Source organism: Sphingomonas sp. Xoc002, assembly GCF_050408055.1.
GTDB lineage: Bacteria > Pseudomonadota > Alphaproteobacteria > Sphingomonadales > Sphingomonadaceae > Sphingomonas > Sphingomonas yabuuchiae.
This window is the reverse complement of record NZ_CP191175.1, coordinates 1,499,610-1,518,304: the sequence shown is the minus strand read 5'-3', so window position 1 is coordinate 1,518,304 and position 18,695 is coordinate 1,499,610. Positions and strand designations below refer to the sequence as shown.

General features: G+C 64.5%; 13 protein-coding genes. 7 read left to right on the top strand and 6 right to left on the bottom strand.

The window, feature by feature from the left end; all coding sequences use genetic code 11:
• Positions 1-67: 67 nt before the first annotated feature.
• Positions 68-364 (bottom strand): hypothetical protein, encoded by a 297-nt coding sequence (locus ACQR50_RS06875; protein ID WP_428970328.1) that lies wholly within the window; start codon positions 362-364, stop codon positions 68-70.
• Between the two features lie 174 nt (positions 365-538).
• Between ACQR50_RS06875 and ACQR50_RS06870 the strand changes: the two genes are divergently transcribed.
• The 3 genes from ACQR50_RS06870 to ACQR50_RS06860 all read left to right on the top strand — a co-directional run bounded on the left by ACQR50_RS06870 (position 539) and on the right by ACQR50_RS06860 (position 4,168).
• Positions 539-1,129 carry a polysaccharide biosynthesis/export family protein gene (locus ACQR50_RS06870; RefSeq protein WP_076718106.1) on the top strand — a complete coding sequence of 197 codons (591 nt, stop codon included), beginning with the start codon at positions 539-541 and terminating at the stop codon, positions 1,127-1,129.
• Positions 1,130-1,141: 12 nt separating this feature from the next.
• Positions 1,142-2,692: an outer membrane beta-barrel protein gene (locus ACQR50_RS06865; protein ID WP_428970327.1), complete on the top strand. Its 1,551-nt coding sequence runs from the start codon at positions 1,142-1,144 to the stop codon at positions 2,690-2,692.
• A gap of 96 nt (positions 2,693-2,788) precedes the next feature.
• Positions 2,789-4,168 (top strand): O-antigen ligase family protein, encoded by a 1,380-nt coding sequence (locus tag ACQR50_RS06860; RefSeq protein WP_428970326.1) that lies wholly within the window; start codon positions 2,789-2,791, stop codon positions 4,166-4,168.
• 4 nt (positions 4,169-4,172) lie between these two features.
• On the opposite strand, the gene ACQR50_RS06855 is transcribed toward ACQR50_RS06860, so the two are convergent.
• The 5 genes from ACQR50_RS06855 to ACQR50_RS06835 form a co-directional block, all read right to left on the bottom strand.
• Positions 4,173-6,128 (bottom strand): acyltransferase family protein, encoded by a 1,956-nt coding sequence (locus ACQR50_RS06855; protein WP_428970325.1) that lies wholly within the window; start codon positions 6,126-6,128, stop codon positions 4,173-4,175.
• Positions 6,129-6,454: 326 nt separating this feature from the next.
• The gene (locus tag ACQR50_RS06850; RefSeq protein ID WP_428970324.1) at positions 6,455-8,443 is read right to left on the bottom strand and encodes a right-handed parallel beta-helix repeat-containing protein; all 1,989 of its coding nucleotides are present in this window, start codon (positions 8,441-8,443) and stop codon (positions 6,455-6,457) included.
• Positions 8,444-8,740: 297 nt separating this feature from the next.
• Positions 8,741-9,481: an Ig-like domain-containing protein gene (locus tag ACQR50_RS06845; protein ID WP_428970323.1), complete on the bottom strand. Its 741-nt coding sequence runs from the start codon at positions 9,479-9,481 to the stop codon at positions 8,741-8,743.
• A 672-nt stretch (positions 9,482-10,153) separates the two neighbouring features.
• A complete protein-coding gene (locus ACQR50_RS06840) occupies positions 10,154-11,719 on the bottom strand; it encodes a hypothetical protein (protein ID WP_428970322.1) in 1,566 nt (521 codons plus the stop codon).
• 3 nt (positions 11,720-11,722) lie between these two features.
• Positions 11,723-11,983: a spike base protein, RCAP_Rcc01079 family gene (locus ACQR50_RS06835; RefSeq protein ID WP_428970321.1), complete on the bottom strand. Its 261-nt coding sequence runs from the start codon at positions 11,981-11,983 to the stop codon at positions 11,723-11,725.
• A gap of 172 nt (positions 11,984-12,155) precedes the next feature.
• On the opposite strand from ACQR50_RS06835, the gene ACQR50_RS06830 reads away from it, so the two are divergent.
• The 4 genes from ACQR50_RS06830 (at position 12,156) to ACQR50_RS06815 (ending at position 18,673) form a co-directional block, all read left to right on the top strand.
• The gene (locus ACQR50_RS06830) at positions 12,156-13,646 is read left to right on the top strand and encodes a lipopolysaccharide biosynthesis protein (protein WP_428970320.1); all 1,491 of its coding nucleotides are present in this window, start codon (positions 12,156-12,158) and stop codon (positions 13,644-13,646) included.
• Positions 13,647-13,925: 279 nt separating this feature from the next.
• Entirely contained in the window at positions 13,926-15,635 is a 1,710-nt protein-coding gene (locus ACQR50_RS06825; protein ID WP_428970319.1) for a type I secretion system permease/ATPase, read from the top strand.
• Positions 15,632-16,987, top strand: coding sequence for an HlyD family type I secretion periplasmic adaptor subunit (locus ACQR50_RS06820; RefSeq protein ID WP_056432597.1), 1,356 nt, complete (start codon positions 15,632-15,634; stop codon positions 16,985-16,987). Before ACQR50_RS06825 ends, ACQR50_RS06820 begins: the two co-directional genes overlap by 4 nt.
• Positions 16,988-17,011: 24 nt before the next feature.
• Positions 17,012-18,673 carry a TolC family protein gene (locus tag ACQR50_RS06815; RefSeq protein WP_428970318.1) on the top strand — a complete coding sequence of 554 codons (1,662 nt, stop codon included), beginning with the start codon at positions 17,012-17,014 and terminating at the stop codon, positions 18,671-18,673.
• Positions 18,674-18,695 lie beyond the last annotated feature (22 nt).

The following is an 18,695-nucleotide window of genomic DNA, read 5'->3' as shown; positions in this document are numbered from 1 at the left end:
GACATGCGCGGCAACGTCTCGATACGGGACAAACGAGAGAGTGGGAATGGTCGGTACGGAAAGCGGATCAATAAAGGCCCAACACCGATCCGGCGAAGAACAATGCCCAGCCGCCGACGCCGCCGACCAGGATCAAGGCCGGGGCCCGCAGGCGGTGGAGGGACTCGATTTTGGCGGGCTGCTTGTTGCTGAAGCTGGCCAGCACGATCCGTTCCCGACTGGGGTCGAACTCTTCCCACAGACGCTCTTGCAGGGCGTGGACGGGCGAGGCGGCGGGCGACGCGGCCGTGCCCTGGGCGGGCGTGGTCGCTTCGGTGCCGGTCGGCGCGTCCGCCGTGACCTTGCGGGCTAGACTGTTTCGCATGGCAAACCCCAAACGGTTGGTGTCGATGAGAACCGCCTTAGGCCACCGTGTTTAGACGGGACTTAATCCGGCTGGTTAACCCGATGTTATCCATAAATCAGCCTGTGCACTTCGCCTTGTGACGGGATGGTGAAATATGCCATTTGCGACATCAAACGGATCAAGGGGATCACCATGTCGATCATCAAGCGGCTTGCCGGCCTTCGCCCTGCCATGCTGGCCATGCTGGCGAGCAGCGCCGTGTTGAGCGGATGCGCGACGGCACCGGCCCCACCGCTGCCCGCATCGGAATATGGCCAGGCCAATCAGCCCTATACGCTGGGCGTCGGCGACAAGCTGCGCGTCAACGTCTATCGCGAGCCGGAGCTGAGCGGCGAATTCTCGGTCAACGGCACCGGCGCCATCACCATGCCGCTGGTCGGCGAAGTGCCGGTCAAGGGCATGACTCGCGCCCAGGTCGAGGCGGAACTCACCCGTCGCCTGGGTTCGGGCTTCGTGCGCAATCCCAGCGTCTCGGTCGAGGTCTACGACTTCCGCACCTTCTCGATCTTGGGCGAGGTTCAGCGGCCGGGCAATTATCCGGCGCGCGAAGGCACGACCCTGACCGCGGCGATCGCGGTGGCGGGCGGCTATACCTACCGCGCGAACGAACGTCGCCTGCTGCTGCGCCGCGCCAATGGGCAGAGCTATTACAGCGTCGATGCGGACGCCAATGTTGAGATTCGTCCCGGCGATACGATCCAGGTGCCCGAGGTCCATTTCTAAGGGCTGCCCCGGGTGTCTCGCTCCTCCATTTCCGCTCCCGCCCTGCTGGTGCTGCTGACCTCCGTCGCGCTGCCGGTTGCGGCGCAGACCACCCCGCCCTCGCCGAATTCCGGGCCGGGGCGGCTGACGCTGCCGCAGCAAAGCGATCCCATGCGGGACCCGCAGGCTCCGCTGCCGCCGGCCCCCTTGCCGCCGCGTGCCGTCGATCCCCAGACCGGCCGTCCGATCACGGTACGACCGGACAATGTCGATCCGGTGGATGCGGCCACCCGAGATCGCTTGCAATCGGGCGCGACCGTTCCCGTCCCGGCCTATATCCCCCTGCCCACCGGCTCGACCCAGCAGACCGAATTACCGACGCAGCGCGTCGCCGATCGGGCGCTGGCCGCATCGCGGTTGCCGGGGACGACGGTGCGCCTGCGTCAGCGCCCCGGCTATGACGCACCCGGCCTGCGTGCGGGCGGGATGGTCATCCATCCCTATATCGACACCGGCATGGCCTATGACGCCAATGTCTATGCCGAGGAAAATCCGCGCAACGACGTCTTCGCCCATCTGACCGGCGGATTCGACGCCGCGTCCGACTGGGGCCGCCATCGTGCGGTGCTGAGCGGTTTCGTCCGGCGACGCCAATATGGTCAGTACACCAGCGAGAATACGACGACCTATCGCCTGATCGGCGCCGGTCGCTATGACGCCGATTCGCATCTGTCGTTTAACAGCGAGGCCTCGCATCAGCGTATCCAGCTGGAGCGCGGCGCGGTGGAGGAAGTCTCCAGCCTGGCGCTGCCTTCGCTCTACGACCTGACGAACGGGCTGCTCGGTGCGCAATTCGAATATGGATCGACGCGCCTGTCTGCACAGGGTGGCGTCAGTCGCACCCAGTTCCGCGACAACCGTTCGCTGGCGGGTACGGTGACGGATCAGCGGTTCCGGAACTTCACCAGCTATACCGGACAGGCCCGACTGGAACAGGAAGTGCTGGGCGGTCGTCTGTTCTACGGACAGCTGAACTTCGAGCGGCGGCGTTTCGAGACGGCGGACGCGATCCAGGCGAGCAATGCCGATGTGTACACGATCACGGGCGGTCTGCGCGGCGCGCTGACCCAATTGATCCGGGGGCATGCCGGGATCGGCGTCATCCATGTCGATTTTCAGGACCCGACCGCACGGCCCCTGTCGAGCCTCACCTTCGATACCCAGCTGGACTGGCTGGTCCGCGACCGTACGACCATCTCGCTATCGGGGACGCGGGAATTGCGAACCGTGGCGCAGCGCGGTGTCCGCGCAGCCCTGTTCACCACCGTCAACCTGCGGCTGGACGAGGAAGTGCAACGCAATCTGATCCTGTCGGTCGGCCTGCGCCAGCAATTCACCGATTATGTGCAGGATACGCGCCGCGCTTCGGCGACCGGCGTCACCCTGGGCGCCGACTGGCTGCTCGATCGCCACTGGACGGTCCGCCCGCAGGTCAGCTACCTCCGGCGCACCGATCGTGGGTTCAATCTGGACCTCGGACCGGAAGACGCGCAAGTCGGCGTCAGCGCGACATTCCGCCTATGATCGCCGCCGGGACGCCATCAGCCGCGCTGGCGCGGTGCATATCGGTCCCGGCCGGAGATCACGGATCGATGACGATCGCAGGCCATGGAGGTTGGATTGCCTGAACGCTTGCAGGACGGGGCCGTTGCGGTCACCAATTCCCCCTGGCGTCGGCGCGAGGACGCGCACGCGTCGCGGATGATCCAGGCTGTCGGCCGATACTGCATCATCCCGGCCGCCATCATCGCCATCTATCGCAGCACCCAGATGTGGTATGGTTATCCCACGTCGCAGGGCGACAATGCGCTGAACGATCCGTTCCTGATGCAGCTCGTGCTGTATTCACTCGTCCCGCTCCTCGCGCTGACGACCCTTGCCCTGCCCCGCATGGCCGCTCGGGCCATCGTCGAGATGGGCCCCATGGTCGCCTTGCTCGGGGTGTTTCTGTTCGGCTCGATCGTGACGTCGGTCGATCCCCAGATTTCGATGCGCGGCCTCGTCCAGATCATCATCCTGGCGTTGCCCATGATCTATCTCCGGGCATTCTACGGAGCACGAGGTGCGTTCGAGCTGCTGCGGAAGGTGATGGCGGTCCTGCTGATCGTCAACTTCGCCTATGCGGCCGTGTTTCCGCATATCGCATTCATGAGCGGATCACTGAACGGCGCGATGCGGGGGATGTTCATCCACAAGAACGCCTTCGGCGCCTATTGCGCGATGACCTTCGTGATGACGTGTCCGCCGGATATCAATATCCGCCGCTGGGATCGCTTGGCCCAGATCGGGCTGTGCGGGCTGGCCGTGGTCGGTGCGGTCCTGTCCAAATCGTCGACTGCGGTGGTGCTGCTCGTCGTCGGCACCAGCATCCTGGTCTTGATCAATATCCTGAGCCGGGTCGAACAGCGCAGCATCAGGGCGATCACCTTCGGTGGCGCGCTGGCCTTTGCGATATTGCTCGTCGGCGGCGCGGGCACGGCACTGCTGGGCGAGGTTGCGGGCCAGTTCGGCAAGGACGTCACGCTGTCGGGCCGCGCGGAGATTTGGGAGACCCTGTGGCCGGTGGCGCTGGACAAGCCCTGGCTGGGGCATGGCTTTGCGATGTTCCGGCAGACCGCCTATTTCCAACAATTCACGAGTTCGATCGGCTGGGGACCGCGGTCGACGCATAATACCTATCTCGAAATCGCACTGAATTGCGGTTTCCCGGCGCTGTTCGCCTGGCTGGCCATCGTGCTCGGCTGCATCTTCCGCGCCGTCCTGCTGGTCGACGTCACCATGCCGGACTATCGTCCACTCCAAAAGGCGGTGGCGGGTATCGTCCTCGTCCTGCTGGTTTCGACCAGCGAAGCGGGTCAGATGCTGGGGCCGCAACCGTCCTGGCCGATCCTCGTCCTCGCGCTCTATTGCATTGCCACCGCGCCCAACAAGCGACAGCGGAACGGCTCTGTCGATCGCCCCTTCCAAAACGGCGGGCTGACCAGCCCTGCGCCGCGCTGACCGGTCAATTCGGGAGCCTCAATGTGCGGGTGGCGTAAACGGCCCCTGCACGCGACAGATGATGGGCGTCCCCATAGAGGATATGCCCCGCATGGCGGAACCGGCATCCGGTTTCGCTACACAATGCAGGAGTCGGATCGAACAGCGTCACGCCCGGCACCTGTCGTGCCACTTGGGCGAGCACGCCCCGGGCCTGATCGGGAATGACCCGTGACCGGGGCAGTCGATCGTCGCGTACGCCCTCATGCTTGGGATCGGCGTCCAGCCAGTTCGACACCAGCGCCCGCTGGGGCATGATATCGGCCAGTGCGACGCCATAGGGATCGATCGCGAAGTGCGGAACGTCCTGCACGATGACCACCTGGCGGCCCATCTTGCGAAGCACCTCCGCCGTATGGCGCAAACCGACCGCCAGTGCCTGCCGCTGGCGGACCATCCACGCCTCGCGCCGGGCCGGGTCGCTGGGCCGATCGACCATGCCCTGGCGGTCCTGCGTGACGAAGGACGACCAATATCCCGCAAGGACCAGTATCCGGATTTCCGGATGGGCGGCGACGGTCGACAGGACGCGTGCCATGAACGCCGCGCATTCGCGGTGGTGCATCGGGTAGCGGTCCAGCACGCGACTATAGCCGATGATCGGCTGGCATGACGATTTGGTCATCTGATAGATGGCCAGCGACCGTCGCTGCGCAATCTGCCGCACGCCCGCCACCAGCGAATTGGCATGGCTGTCCCCCACAACCGCCACGGCGGGCCTGCCGCTGACGGGCAGGCACGACAGCTGCTCGCTGGGCGTGGAGTCGCCATAGGAGGTCAGGCAGGGATTGGACATGGCGCCCCGGACATCCCTGTCCGCCTCCCTCAGCGCGGGCGAAGCGAAACGCGAGAGCCCGCCGCTCAGGTCGATCGCTGCCAGCAGGATCACGACAGCGCCCAGCACCGCCCCATGGCGCCACATCGGCTGCAAAGGGGCCGGACGGCTGCGGCGAAGGGGCTGTTCGACAAGCGCATAGCTGATCATCGCGATCGCGAAGGTCGCAATCAGGAAACCGATGCGGGTCATCGGCCCCAGGTCGATGCCCAGCAGGTTCATCGCCGCCAATGGGGGCCAATGCCATAAGTACCAGGAGTAGGAATATCGCCCGATCACCACGCCGGGCTTCGTCCCCAGCATATGGCGGTTCACCACGGAACGAGGCGCAGCGATCAACGCCATGCTGCCCAGCACGGCCATCGCTCGAAGGACGACGACCGACACGGGGTAGGTCATGACCAGAGCCGATCCGAGCAGGACAGCTCCCGACACCGCCAAGCCATTGGCGAACCGCCGCGAGATCCATGTCTCGCCGCTCGTCAGATCGACGGTCGCCAACCATGCGCCAGCGGCGAACTCCCAGGCACGGAAAGGCAGGAGGTAAAAGGCCGCGTCGGGCCGATACCATTCGAAAGCCGTTGCCGCCGCGAAGGACACGGCAAGGATGACCGCAAACAGCTTGGCCAGCGCATGGCGGCCTTTGGGAACGATCCCGACGATCAGGGGCGGCAACATCAGATAGAATTGCTGCTCGACCGACAGCGACCAGGCCATCATCAACAGCTGGCGGGTCGCCTTTGGCGAAAAATAATCGACGAACCCCAGAAATGCGAAATTCGATATGCCGAATATCGTGGAAATCGCGGTGACCGCGTAAACCTTGAGCTCATACGGGGTCATGAAGACCATGGCGAACAGCGTCGACGGAATGATCACCGCGACCAGCGCAGGCACCAGGCGACGGGCTCGACGCCGATAGAAGTCCAGATAGCTGAATTGCGACTGACCGACCCGACGACATATGTCGGATGTGATGAGGAAACCGCTGATTACAAAGAAGATGTCGACGCCAAGATAGCCGTTGGCCAGATGACCGACGTCATAATGGAACAATACGACCGCCAGAATGGCGATCGCACGCAAACCTTCGATATCGGCTCTGTATCCCAACCCCATTACCGCGTCGTGCCGTCCATGCCCTGCTTCGTTGTGCCCAGAGGCAAGACGTCCAATACTTCAATCGCTTGCCCTATCCCGGTGTCATGACATTCCACGAACCGTAGGGGCATATCCCAAATGGCATAGAGAGCGCCCTTTGACGGGCACCTCTATGCCATATGAACCAATTCAAGACATTGCAGACCATCGTGAAACGGAAACGGGCGGCCGACATAGTGTCGGCCGCCCGCCATTTCGTCATGCCAATCGGGCCGGGCTCCTTCGGAACCCGACCCTGATGATAGGCAATATCAGAGGACCAGCAGGTCGCCTGCCGTCAGGTGCGGCGTCAGGTCGATGACCAGCGCGCCCTGATCATAGCTGCCGCCATGGGCCGCCTTGTAGACGAAGCTGTCGCTCGTCTTGTGGTCCGCGACCATCCGGGCGTTGGCATCGGCATCCAGCGTGTAGGTGAAGGCCCCGCTGGCATCGATATGGAGCGTGCCGTACGCGCCCTTGAGGTCGATCGCGCCCTTCGACACCGTCTGCCCACCGATGGTGCGCAGCGACAGGGTGCTGCCGTCGGACAGGATGTCGTTGGTCGAGACATTGCCCGTCACGACATGGCTGTCCGCACCGATCTTGTAGAAATCGTCGACCGCCTTGGCCTTCAGGATCGGCGCGCCGGACTTCACCGCGGCCTTTGCCGCCGCGCTGGTTACGTCCTGAGTGCCGACATAGGCGGACAGGTCGATCGTCAGGCTCGACGTGACGACCTTGCCGCTGTCATTGGCCTTGTACTGGAAGCTCTCGGTCGGGGTCGCGACGTTCTTCAGCTTGGCCAGGGCGCCGGTGTCGAGCGCGTAGGTGAAGTGGCCGTTGCTGTCGACGTGCAGGGTTCCATAAGCCCCCTTGAGGTCGACACCCTGTGCCCCGATCCGCGAACCGCCGACGGTGCTCAGCCCCAGCTTGTTGCCCGCTGCGTTGATGTCGTTATCCAGGATGTTGCCGGACATCTTGGTACCCGAGACATCCATCGCATAACGATCGGCGTTGATCCCGATCTTCTGGATCTTGTTCAGATTCTCGGAATAGCTTTCCTGCAGGATCTTGGCGGCGGCGGCATCGGCCTGGGCCTTCAGCACCGCGTCGGCTTGCGCCTTGGCGACGGCATCGGCCTGGGCCTTGGCGACCGTGCTGGCCTGGGCCTTGATATCAGCCGACATGTTCGCTGCGGTCGTCTGAAGGTTTCCGCTGACATCGAAGACGCTCTTCAGGCCGTTGCCCGCGATCTGGGTCAGCTTGCTGTCGACGACGACATTGTCGTGGAAAGCGCCGGTGGCTTCCTTGTCGATCTTCAGAGCGGCGTTGGCGACGCTGACGAAGGTGTTGTTCGCAATCTGGATGTTGCTGCGGCTGACATTGCCGTCACGCGACAAGCCGGTCAGCGCCACGCCGAAGTTCGAGCCCACGACCTCGTTGCCCGAGATCGTGTAGTTGCCGATATCGATACCGGCGCTCGCCATGATCGCCGACGACCACGCATATTTGTTCTGACCGCTCAGCTTGTTGTCGGTGATCTGGACGTTCCAGCCATTGATCGCGACGCCGAAGCTGCCACCCTTCACTTCGTTGCCCGAGGCGACGACGTTCGAGCTGGAGTTGACCATGATCCCGCCCTTGGTGGAGTCGGGAGACGTCGACTGGTCGATCTTGTTGCCGCTGATCTTGACGTTCGATGAGCTGGTCACCTGGATGCCGTCGGCGGTGCCGCCCACCAGGTTGGACATGACGTTGTTGACGATGGTCAGGTCCGTCATGTCGACGACATAGATGCCGTCGTTCGACACATGGTCGAACTTGCTGTTGGAGATGGTGACGTTCTTGCTCGTCTTCATCGAGATGCTGCCCGTACCCGAGGCGGTACCGGCGTTGATGAGCGAGACATGATCGATGACCCAGTTCTCGGCCTGGGCGGCATAGATCGCATTAAAACCGGTCGAGAAGGTCAGGTCCTTGATGACGATGTTCGCCGTCTTGGTGCCGTAAATGCCCTGCTTGCCGGTGAAGGTCGGGTCGGTACCGGTGCCATAGGCGCCGATCGTGATCGGCTTGTCGGTGGTGCCCGAACCGTTGATGGTCAGCATGTCCGCATAGTTGCTGCCGCGCGCCAGCAGAACCGTGTCGCCCGCCTGCAGCTTGATGCTCGAAATCTTCGCAACCGACTGAAACGCCGCACCCGCACTGGTGCCGGCGTTCTTGTCCGAACCGTTGGCAGCATCGACATAATAGGTCGTCATGTTCCGTCGTCTCCGGGGAAGGAAGCCGTGATCTTCCCGATGGGACGGTAGTGGCGATGACTCCGGAAACGGTCGGTTACATGGAAGGGTTAACGCATTGTATACGTTAAATCGCTGTGTTTACGGGCCATTTTTCGGGCATTCGATGACGTATTAAGATACCTTTCCGTGTCTTTAATCCGCCGACAACGCCTTTTCGGCCCGTCAAAATGAAACGCCGGCGTCCCGAGGGACACCGGCGTTAACATTTGGATTGCAATCGATTCGCTCGCCACCGGGGTGGCGAGCGACGCCCGATTACACGCCCGGCGTGGCGTTGAATTCGATCGTCAGGATCGCGTAGTCGGTGTTGTTGCCCTGGCCGTTCTGGCCGTCATGCGGCTTGTAGGCGAACTTTTCGACGCCAGCATTACCGTTGAGGGCGATGGTGTCCGGATCGGTCTGGTCGACGACATAGGAGAAGACGCCCTTGTCGTTGATCGTCAGGGTGCCGTACACGCCCTTGATCTCGACATTGCCGAGGCCGGTGATGTGATAGTTGGTGTTGGTGGCGAGGTCGATCACGCCGCCGACATGCAGGGTATCACCGTCCGGGTCGCGGTCATTCGCCAGGACGTTGCCGCCAGCGACGGTCGAATTGGTGGTGACGAAGTCGTCAATCGCGACCGGGCGCTGGTTGGCCTGACCAGCGACGTCGAACTTGATGACGCCCTGGTCGTAATTGCCCTGCGAGTCACGGATCTTGATGGTGAAGTCTTCGACCATCGTGCTGCCGGCGACGAAGTTGACGCCCTTGTTCAGCTCGTAGGTGTAGCTGCCGTCCTGGGCGATCGTCAGCGTGCCATACTGGCCCTGAATGACGTTCACGCCCTTACCACCACCGATCGAGCCGGCGATGTAAGCGCCGTCGACGCGCGCCACGGTGATCGTGTCATTATCTGCGTCGGTTGCGCCACCGTTCGTCAGGATGTTGCCCTTGATCGTGCGGCTGGTCTCGTTGAACGCGATGGTCTGGTCGTTGAAGATGGGCTTCGCCATGGTCATGGTCCCTGTTCGTGCGTGTTGAAACTGTGAATGCTTAGCGATGTGGCAGCGTGCCGCCTCTCTACTGCCCCATATGGTAAGCGCCGGGTTAACCAGAGGAAGAGCGAATGTTTCCCCGCAATTTCGAACTGTCCCGAAGTGAAGCGATCCGGCATGGGGGGAGGCACGCGGGCCTGCTGTAAGGATCAGCCAACGGAACCGTAGAATTGGAACCGCGTTGTCGTCCGTTTTTTCCGATGCGCCGAGATCGGGATCATCATCAGAATATCCGGTATCCAAAAGCACCGGCCGGGGATCGCCCAGACTTCAACCTGCCGTGAAGTCGCGCATTTCAGCCATTTCGCCCTTAATTGTGCGGCGACACGGATTCATGTCCGCGGCATTCATTACCGTGCAACACAGCACCGATAGGGTCAGGCTGAGGCCGATTGCGCCCAAACCCACCCCAAGATGAAAATAAATTTAAAATCGGCTTTTTTACTCGGGACTTATGGTCGTTTGCCGCGAAACGGGCCGGTTCGCCGAGCCATGACGGCTCAGTTCCCTGATTGGAATCCATTCATCGCACAAATTGGTCACTTCACCGCACCTCGTTCGATAGCCCAAAAACCCGCCATTTCGAAAAAAATTACGGGTTGATGGCTCCCGGATGAAATTTGGACCGAATCAGCGCAGCTTTGCCTTGTCCCGCTGGGGCACCGACGCGGCAATGTGACGGATCATCCGTGGCCTGGGATGGGTGCCCGTGCGCGGTGAGTTCACGCCGTCATTCGCATTCGGCGCAAAGACCTCGGTTCCGGCGGGGGCGACGGTCCGGCTTCCCGCATAGTTGAGCTTGCAGGTCCAGGCGCCGGGCTGGCCCGATATCGCCACGACCGTCGCGATATCGGCCGTCCCGCCGGACGTCCATTGCAGCGTATCGCCGATCTCCGGTGCGTCGACGAGCGTGATCATGTCGTACGTGGCCGTTCCGTCCGTTCCCGCCTGTTGCGCCAGCTGGGTCACGAAGAACGGCTCGGGCCATCTCCCCTGGGTGTCGGAGAGCCCGGCTGGACGCACGACCTCGATATAGGCCGCGACGGTGCCGTCCATGCCTGCCGCCTTGTCCGCCTCCAACTGGTAACGAACCCCGTTCGGCCATTCCCCGCCCAGCTGATAGCCCTGCCCCGCCAGCGTCCGGAAGCCGTCGGTCGAGTTGGGATGGATGACCTGCCCCACCGCGACGATGGGCGTACCCGGATGGCGCACGAGGATACGATCGTTCAGCGCCTTCCAGTTCGCGCGCATCACCGCATAGCCGGCGCTGTCATAGTCGTTGCGTCCCATCTGGTTCAATATGCAGGTGAAAGGCCGCCGCCCGCCGTTCATTGCGACGATCTGGTCGATGATATCCCAGCGTCGCGACGCATTGGCGGCGATCAGTTCCCGCTTCGATGCCGCGCCGGGCAGGCCGATCACGGCATGGGGCGTCCGACCGAGCGGTCCGGCACGGTCCAGCCAGCGCCGCAGCCAACCCATGTTGCGCCGGGCATCGGCCGCCAGCGGGCTGTCCGATTGGCGCTCGCCGATGGAGTCGCAAACGATCAGCGGCACCGGGCGACCGTCCCAGCCCTTCGCGACCATGAAGTCCGGCCCGTAATAGGCCGGAAAGTTCATGCTATCGAGCGAGGCGGTGCTGGCCATGTCGCTCCCGATCAGGGCGACCAGCGCGGCGGCATTGTCCGCTCCCCAGACCCGTTCCCCACGCCGCGAGGTGATCTGATAGACCGGGATCTGCCGCTCGCCCGCCGCCGTGGAGTATAGAGTGTACACGGTCACGAGCGATTCCGGCGGCACGGCCAGCGACAGGTCGTCGGTCCAGCCACCCGTCGAACCGCTCGCGACCGAAAGGTCCGCCGCCCCCGCAAAGCGACACGCCGTCGCCGGGCCGCCATTCACCGAGACCCAGACGCCGTGCACTGTCATCGCGTTGCCCGGCAGGACCGTCTCCTGCGGACTGTTGCCGCCCTCGGTACAGGCGAAGCCCGAATAGTGAAGCCGCAGCCGATCGATGGCATATTGCGGCGATCCGAAGATCAACTTGGTCATGACGAAGCGCGTATCCGCCTGCGCCGTCACCAGCGCCCCCGACGGCATGCGTGCGCCGGACGCCCAGAACATATAGCGGTCCGGATCGCCCGACATGCGCGGATTGCCGAAGGCGGGGCGATTGCCCGCATAATCCTGCGCCATGGCTCAGGCCTCACCGATCAGGTCGGCCGCCGTCGTGCCGGTGGCGCGCACATGGCTGGGCCGGACGTTCAGATAGACCCCGCTTGCCACGTTGCGATAGGTGACGTCCCCCACGCCATCGACCCCGCGCAGGGTGACATGCCCGCCCGTGCCCACGAAAAGCCGCTTCGGCACGGTGGCCAGCGCGACCGTATCGCTCGGCACGAGGGCAAAGGGCGCGCGTGCCGGTGCATTCAGGCTGTCGCTGTTGAACGGATCGGCCATCATTTTTCTCCCCCCAAGATCGCCCGGACGCTATCGTTCGGGACGATGTTCTCTATATGTTCGGTTTTATCCTGTAGGAAAGCGCCGATTGTACCGGTAACGGCGGCGCGAAGGACGCGTGTTTGTCGGCGGCGGCCCGGTATCTGGCCGCCGCACAGCTAATGGGATCGGTATGAGTCAGGCAGCCGGGGGTGTGGGTAAGCGGATCGCCAAGGGGAGCATGTGGCTCTCCGCCGCGCGCCTGGTGGTCAACCTGTCGGGCATGGTCAGCACCGTGCTGCTGGCGCGCCTGCTCGTCCCCGCCGATTTCGGCCTGGTCGCGATCGCCGCGACCCTGATGCAGATCGTCACCTCGATCACCGAAATGTCGCTGTCCCAGGCGCTGATCCGGCTGGACGATCCGACCGACCAGGACTTCCATTCGGCCTGGACGCTGTCGATGCTGCGCGGCGTGACGATCGCGGTTGTCCTGTCCGCCTCCGCGCCGCTCGTCGCCCATATCTATGGCGATCAGCGGCTGGTGCCGATCATGATCGTGCTCGGCTGCGGCGCGGCGCTGTCGGGTCTCGCCAATCCCTGGCTGGCGGTGTTCCAGCGCAAGCTGGTCTTCTGGCAGGAATTCGTGCTGTCGACCGCCTCGAAGATGACCAACGTCATCGTCGCGGTCGCCGTCGCCTGGTATTTCCAGAGCTATTGGGCGATCGTCGCCGGGATCGTCGGCATGTATGCCGCGACCGTCATCGCCTCCTATTGCATCCTGCCCCGCCTGCCCCGCTTCTCGCTGGCGAGCTGGCGCACCCTGCTGTCCTTCTCGGTCTGGACCAGCGCGTCGCAGTTGGTGAACGCGCTCAACTGGCGCGCGGATCAGCTGCTGGTCGGCAAGATCGCGACGCCGACCGTGCTCGGCTATTATAATGTCGGCTTCAACCTGGCCAATCTGGCGACGCGTGAGACCACGCTGCCGCTGATCCAGACGCTGTTCCCCGCCTTTGCCGCGATCAAGCATGACAAGCCGCGCCTGGCCGCCGCCTATATCCGCGCCGACCGCCTGCTCGTCGCGCTGGGCGTACCGGTCGGCGTCGGCTTCGCGCTGGTCGCCCAGCCCATGGTCCCACTGTTCCTCAATCCCAAATGGCTTCCCGCCGTGCCGATCATCCAGGCCTTTGCGGTGATCTTCGGGCTTCAGGGCATTGCCGGGCTGGTCACGCCGCTTGGCATGGCGATGGGTCAGGTCCGCCTCCTTTTCATGCGTGACCTGCAAGTGTTGTGCATCCGCCTGCCGCTGATGATCGCCGGAGCCGTCATCTGGGGCGTGCCGGGCTTGGTCGCGGCGCGGGTCCTGACCGGGCTGTACCAGATCGCCATCGCCATGCTGCTCGCCAAGCGCCTGGCCGGGGTGAGCCTGATGCGGCAACTGCGCACCCATTTGCCAACTCTTATCAGCTGCTGCGCAATGGCGCTGGCGGTCTGGTGGGTCGCCGGAACCAGGTGGCGTCTATTCACTGGGTACGATTTGGCGCAGGATCTAGTGCTTCGCGTGATGGTCGGGGGCATCGCCTATATCGGGGCGCGCGTGATGCTGTGGATCGTCATGGGCCGTCCGGAGGGGTTGGAGCGAGAGGCGGCCAATATGCTGGGCAAGCTGCGGCGTAGGGTCGCCTGACCCGGCAGGTCGGCCACATCGTCCAAACACCGTATCAAAACGGCACATAAATAAAGCCCCTACGAACTCGCATCTTTATAGGCCTGTGGGAAGTTGCAGAAACAAAACCACGAATCCGCCTGAGCGGACGCCTGGGGGGCATCAGCCCGTTAACGAGTTGGGGCTATATCCTGACTCCATGATCGTATCGGAGTCTCCGGTGCGGCCTATAGCATGGGCGTAAGGAAGGGCCGACTTTTGCGTACTGCCGACGGGGGACAAGACGATCTGCGGGCGGCCATGCGCCGATACCGATCCGTATTCGGGATGATCGTGGCGGTCAGCGCGATCCTGAACGTGCTGCTGCTGGCGGGCTCGATCTACATGATGCTGGTCTACGACTCGGTCCTGCCGGGCCGATCGATCCCGACGCTGGTCGGCCTGCTGGTCATGGTGACGCTGGCCTATGCCTTTCAGGGCTTTTTCGAGAATCTGCGCGCGGGCATGTTGTCGGACGTCGGCAACGGCCTGGACCGCGCCCTGTCGCGGCGTGTCCAGACCGCGATGGGCCAGATATCGCTGAACGGCGGCGTGCAGCAGGGCGACGGGCTGGGTCCGATGCGCGATCTGGACCAGATCCGGTCGTTCATCAGCGGCTCGGGCGTCGCGACGATGATCGACCTGCCCTGGATCCTGTTCTTCCTCGGCATCCTGTTCATGCTGCACGTCTGGCTGGGCGTCACCACGCTGGTCGGCGCGCTGATCCTGCTCGGCCTGACGCTGATCACCAACCGCAAGATGAAGCAGCCCGCCAACGATCTCCATCAGATCTCGTCGGTCCGCAATGCGCTGGCCGAGGGCAATATCCGTCATGTCGAGCTGTTCGCCGCGCTGGGCATGCGCGACCGGATGCGCGAGCGCTGGGAACGGGTGAACGATCATTATGTCGGCCTGTCGAACCGCGTCGCGCGCCAGAGCGCCGAGCTTGGCGGCCTCAGCAAGATGCTGCGCATGCTCCTCCAATCGGTGATCCTCAGCGTCGGCGCGCTGCTGGTCATCAGCGGCAAGGCGAGCGGCGGCGTGATCTTCGCCTCGTCCATCCTGTCGGGCCGCGCGCTGGCCCCGGTGGATCAGGCCATCGCCAACTGGCGCAATCTGGTCGGCGCGCGGCAGGGCTGGGCGCGGCTGAAGCAGCTGTTCGCCCGCGTGCCCGCGACCGAGCCGGGCGCGATCCGCCTGCCCCCGCCCCGCCAGAGCCTGCTGGTCGAAAATCTGGTGGTCGGACCTCCGGGCACGCAGCGCACGACCCTGCACGGCGTCCAGTTCCGCCTCAATCCCGGCGATGCGCTGGGCCTGATCGGCCCCAGCGGCGCCGGGAAAACGACGCTCGGCCGCGCGCTGATCGGCCTGTGGAAACCGCAGGCGGGCGCGGTCCGCCTGGACGGCGCGGCGCTCGACCAGTGGTGGCCCGAGGATCTGGGCCGGTCGCTCGGCTATCTTCCGCAATCTGTGGAACTGGTCGGCGGCACCATCGCGCAGAACATCGCCCGCTTCGACCTTCAGGCCACGTCGGACGCGATCATCGCGGCGGCGCGGGCGGCGGGCGTCCATGCGCTGATCACCAGCCTGCCGGGCGGCTATGACACCCAACTGACCGATGACGGACGCGAACTGTCCGCCGGGCAGCGGCAGCGGATCGGCCTGGCGCGCGCCCTGTACGGCGACCCGTTCCTGGTCGTGCTGGACGAACCCAATTCCAACCTCGACGCCGAGGGCGAGGCCGCGCTTGCCACGGCGATCGGCAGCGTGCGGGATCGCGGCGGCATCGTCGTCGTCATCGCCCATCGTCCAAGCGTACTGGGACAAGTCAACAAGATCATGTATCTGCGCGACGGGCGGATCGAAGTATTCGGGCCGAGCGACCAGGTGATGGAACACCTGTCCCGCGCGGCAATCCCCCAGGCGGCGGCAGCGGCGCCCGAGCGTACCCTTGAGGAAAGCAAGTCATGAACGGCATCGTCACCACCGGCGGCCCCGGATCGCGCCTGGCGATCATCGAGGAACAGTCCGTCTCCTATGATCCGGTGCGCAGTGCCAGTCGGCATTTCCGCGTCGCGCTGATCGCCATCCTGGTCCTCGTGCTGGGCTTCGGCCTGGCGAGCGCTCTGATCCCGATCGGCGGCGCGGTGATCGCGCCGGGTCAGGTCGGCGTGAAGAGCCGGATCAAGCGGATCGCCCATCCGGGCGGCGGCGTCATCTCCGAAATCCTGGTCGAGAACGGCCAGCGGGTCCGCAAGGGCCAGATTCTGATGCGCTTCGACGATCAGGTGACGGGCGCCGATGCGCGCTACTCCAGCCTGAGCGTGGACCAGCTGCTCGCCCAGCGCGCACGACTGGAGGCCGAACGGCTGGGCGTGGCGAACATCGCGTTCCCCGAGGAGCTTCTGAAGGGCGGCGAAGGCGCCCAGCGTGCGATGGCGGACGAGCGCAAGCTGTTCAACATCCGCCGCACCGAGCAGGCGGGCCTGATCGCCCAGCTACAGTCGCGGGTGCGCCAGTATGAGCAGCAGATCGGCGCCTATCGTGCGCAGATCAACGCACTCAACAAGCAGACGGCGCTGATCGACCCCGAGCGTCAGGGCGTGAAGGATCTGTGGGACAAGGGGCTGGTCACGATCAGCCGCCGCAACCAACTGGAACGCACCGCCGCCGATCTTCAGGGCAATGTCGGCGCGCTCCAGGCCAATATCGCCTCGACCGAGGCGCGGATCACCGAGGCGCGCGAACAGATCATCCAGCTGGGCGAAACCCGCCGTTCGGAGGCGGGCACTCGCCTGGCCGAGCTCAACAACACGCTGAACCAGCAACAGGTTCGCAGCGTCTCGGCGGTCGATGCCCAGAACCGCAGCGTCCTGCGCGCGCCCTATGACGGGGTCGTCGACAAGCTGCAATTCAGCACGATCGGCGGCGTCGTCCGCCCGGCGGAGGTGATCATGGAGATCGTCCCCGACAGCGACGAACTGATGGTCGAGGCAGGCGTCTCGCCGACCGATATCGATCAGGTCCATGTCGGGCAGCAGGCGCGCATCCGCTTCAGCGGGTTCAACTCGACCGCGACGCCCGAAATCCATGGCAAGGTCGTGACCGTGGCCGCCGACCGTTCGACCGATGCGGAGGGCAAGCAGGCCTTCTATCCGGTCCGCGTCGCCATCGACGATGCCGAAATGCGCCGTTATCCCGAGATGCGGCTGCGTCCCGGCGTTCCGGCCGAAGTGTTCATCGAGACGGGCAACCGCACGATGATCTCTTACATCACCAAGCCTCTGCGCGACCAGTTCGAGCGGGCTTTCCGAGACAATTGATATAATGCGCGACGGAGTGGGGGAATGACCGTGTTCAGGGGGACGGCGCTGAATCTGGGCGCAAGATTGACGATGCTGGCCCTTCTGGGGTCCGCATCGGGCGTGGCGATGGCACAGGTACCGACGGCGGCGGGCATGCCGCAGCCGTCGGAGCCGCAATTGCCGCGCGAAACGCCCGAAGGGACGATCGCGGCGAATGCGACGCCGACATTGACCACGCTGCAGGATGCGATCGCCCGCGCCTATTGGAGCAATCCGACGCTGGTGGCGGAGCGCTCGACGCTGAAGTCGGTCGACACGCTCTACCCGCTCGCGCGCTCCAACTACGGGCCGCAGGTGACGTTGCAGGGTTCGCACCAGTTCACCCGCACCCGCTCGGAAATCTTCCCCGGCCTGTACAACCGGCCCGAGGGATTTTCGAGCACCGCGCAGATCGTCTTCTCGCAGCCGGTGACCAGCTTCGGGCGTCGCGCCTCGGCCGAGCAGAACGCGCTGGCGCAGGTCGCGCTGGAGCGTGAGCAGCTGCGGCTCGTCGAGGCATCGACGATGTTCGGCGTCATCTCGGCCTATGTGTCGGTCATCCGCGACCGCAACATCGTCGAGCTGGCCCGCCAGAACCTGTCGCTGCTGGAACGGCAATTCTCGGACGGGCAGAAGCGCTTTGCGGTGCGCGACATCACGTCGAGCGATCTGCAACAGGTGCAGACCCGCGTCGAGTTCGGCCGTGCCCAGCTGCTGAACGCGCAAGGCCAGCTGGGGTCGAGCCAGTCGCTGTTCCTTCAGGCGACCGGCGGCCTACCCGGCGCGCTGACCACCCCGCCCGAGCTGGCGCTGGGTGTTCCGTCGCTCGACGCCGCTTATGCCATGGCCGAGAATGGCAGCCCGATCATCCGCGGCGCCCAGTCACGCGAAAAGGTTTCGCGCGCTCAGATCGCGCAGGCCCAGGCCGAGCGCAATCCGAACATCTCGCTGGAGAGCAGCGGCACCTACGGCCCGACCAACATCTATCAGAACCAGCTGCGCACCACCGATCTGCGCTCGTCGGTGGTCGTCACCATGCCGCTGATCGACTCCGGCACGCGCCGCCTGTCGATCGAGCGCGCGCGGCAACAGAACGACGCCGACTGGCGTCTGGTCGACGCGGCGCTGCGCGAGACGCGGCAGTCGGTGGCCGAGGCCTGGGATGCGCATCGCGCCGCCCTCGCCTCGCTGATCCACCTGCGCGACGCATCGGCGGCGGCACAGGCCGCCTATGACGGCGCGGTCATCCAGGAACGTGCGGGCGACCGCACGACCCTGGACGTACTCGACCTGGCGCGCGACCTGCTGAACATCCGCACCAGCTATGCCACGGCGGAGGCCAGCGAATATATCGCACGGGCACGGCTGTTGTCGGCGATGGGCAATCTGGAGGCCCCCAAGCTGATCTCCGGCCTGCCCGCCTATGACGTGAACGCCAATTTCGACCGCGTGAAGCGCAAGGGCGACATCCCGCTGCTGACGCCGATCCTGTCGGGGCTCGACGGGCTGACCACGGGCAATGTGATCGGTCGCGAACGCCCGGTCCGCGATCCATCGGGGGCGTTCCGCGTCGAAAGCGCGGTCACCCCGCTTGAGGTACCGCCCGCGCCGCCGGTACAGGTGCCGAGCACGCCGACCGCTCCGGCCAAGCCGCCCAGACGCTAAGCCCCATCAGACCGACAGGAGC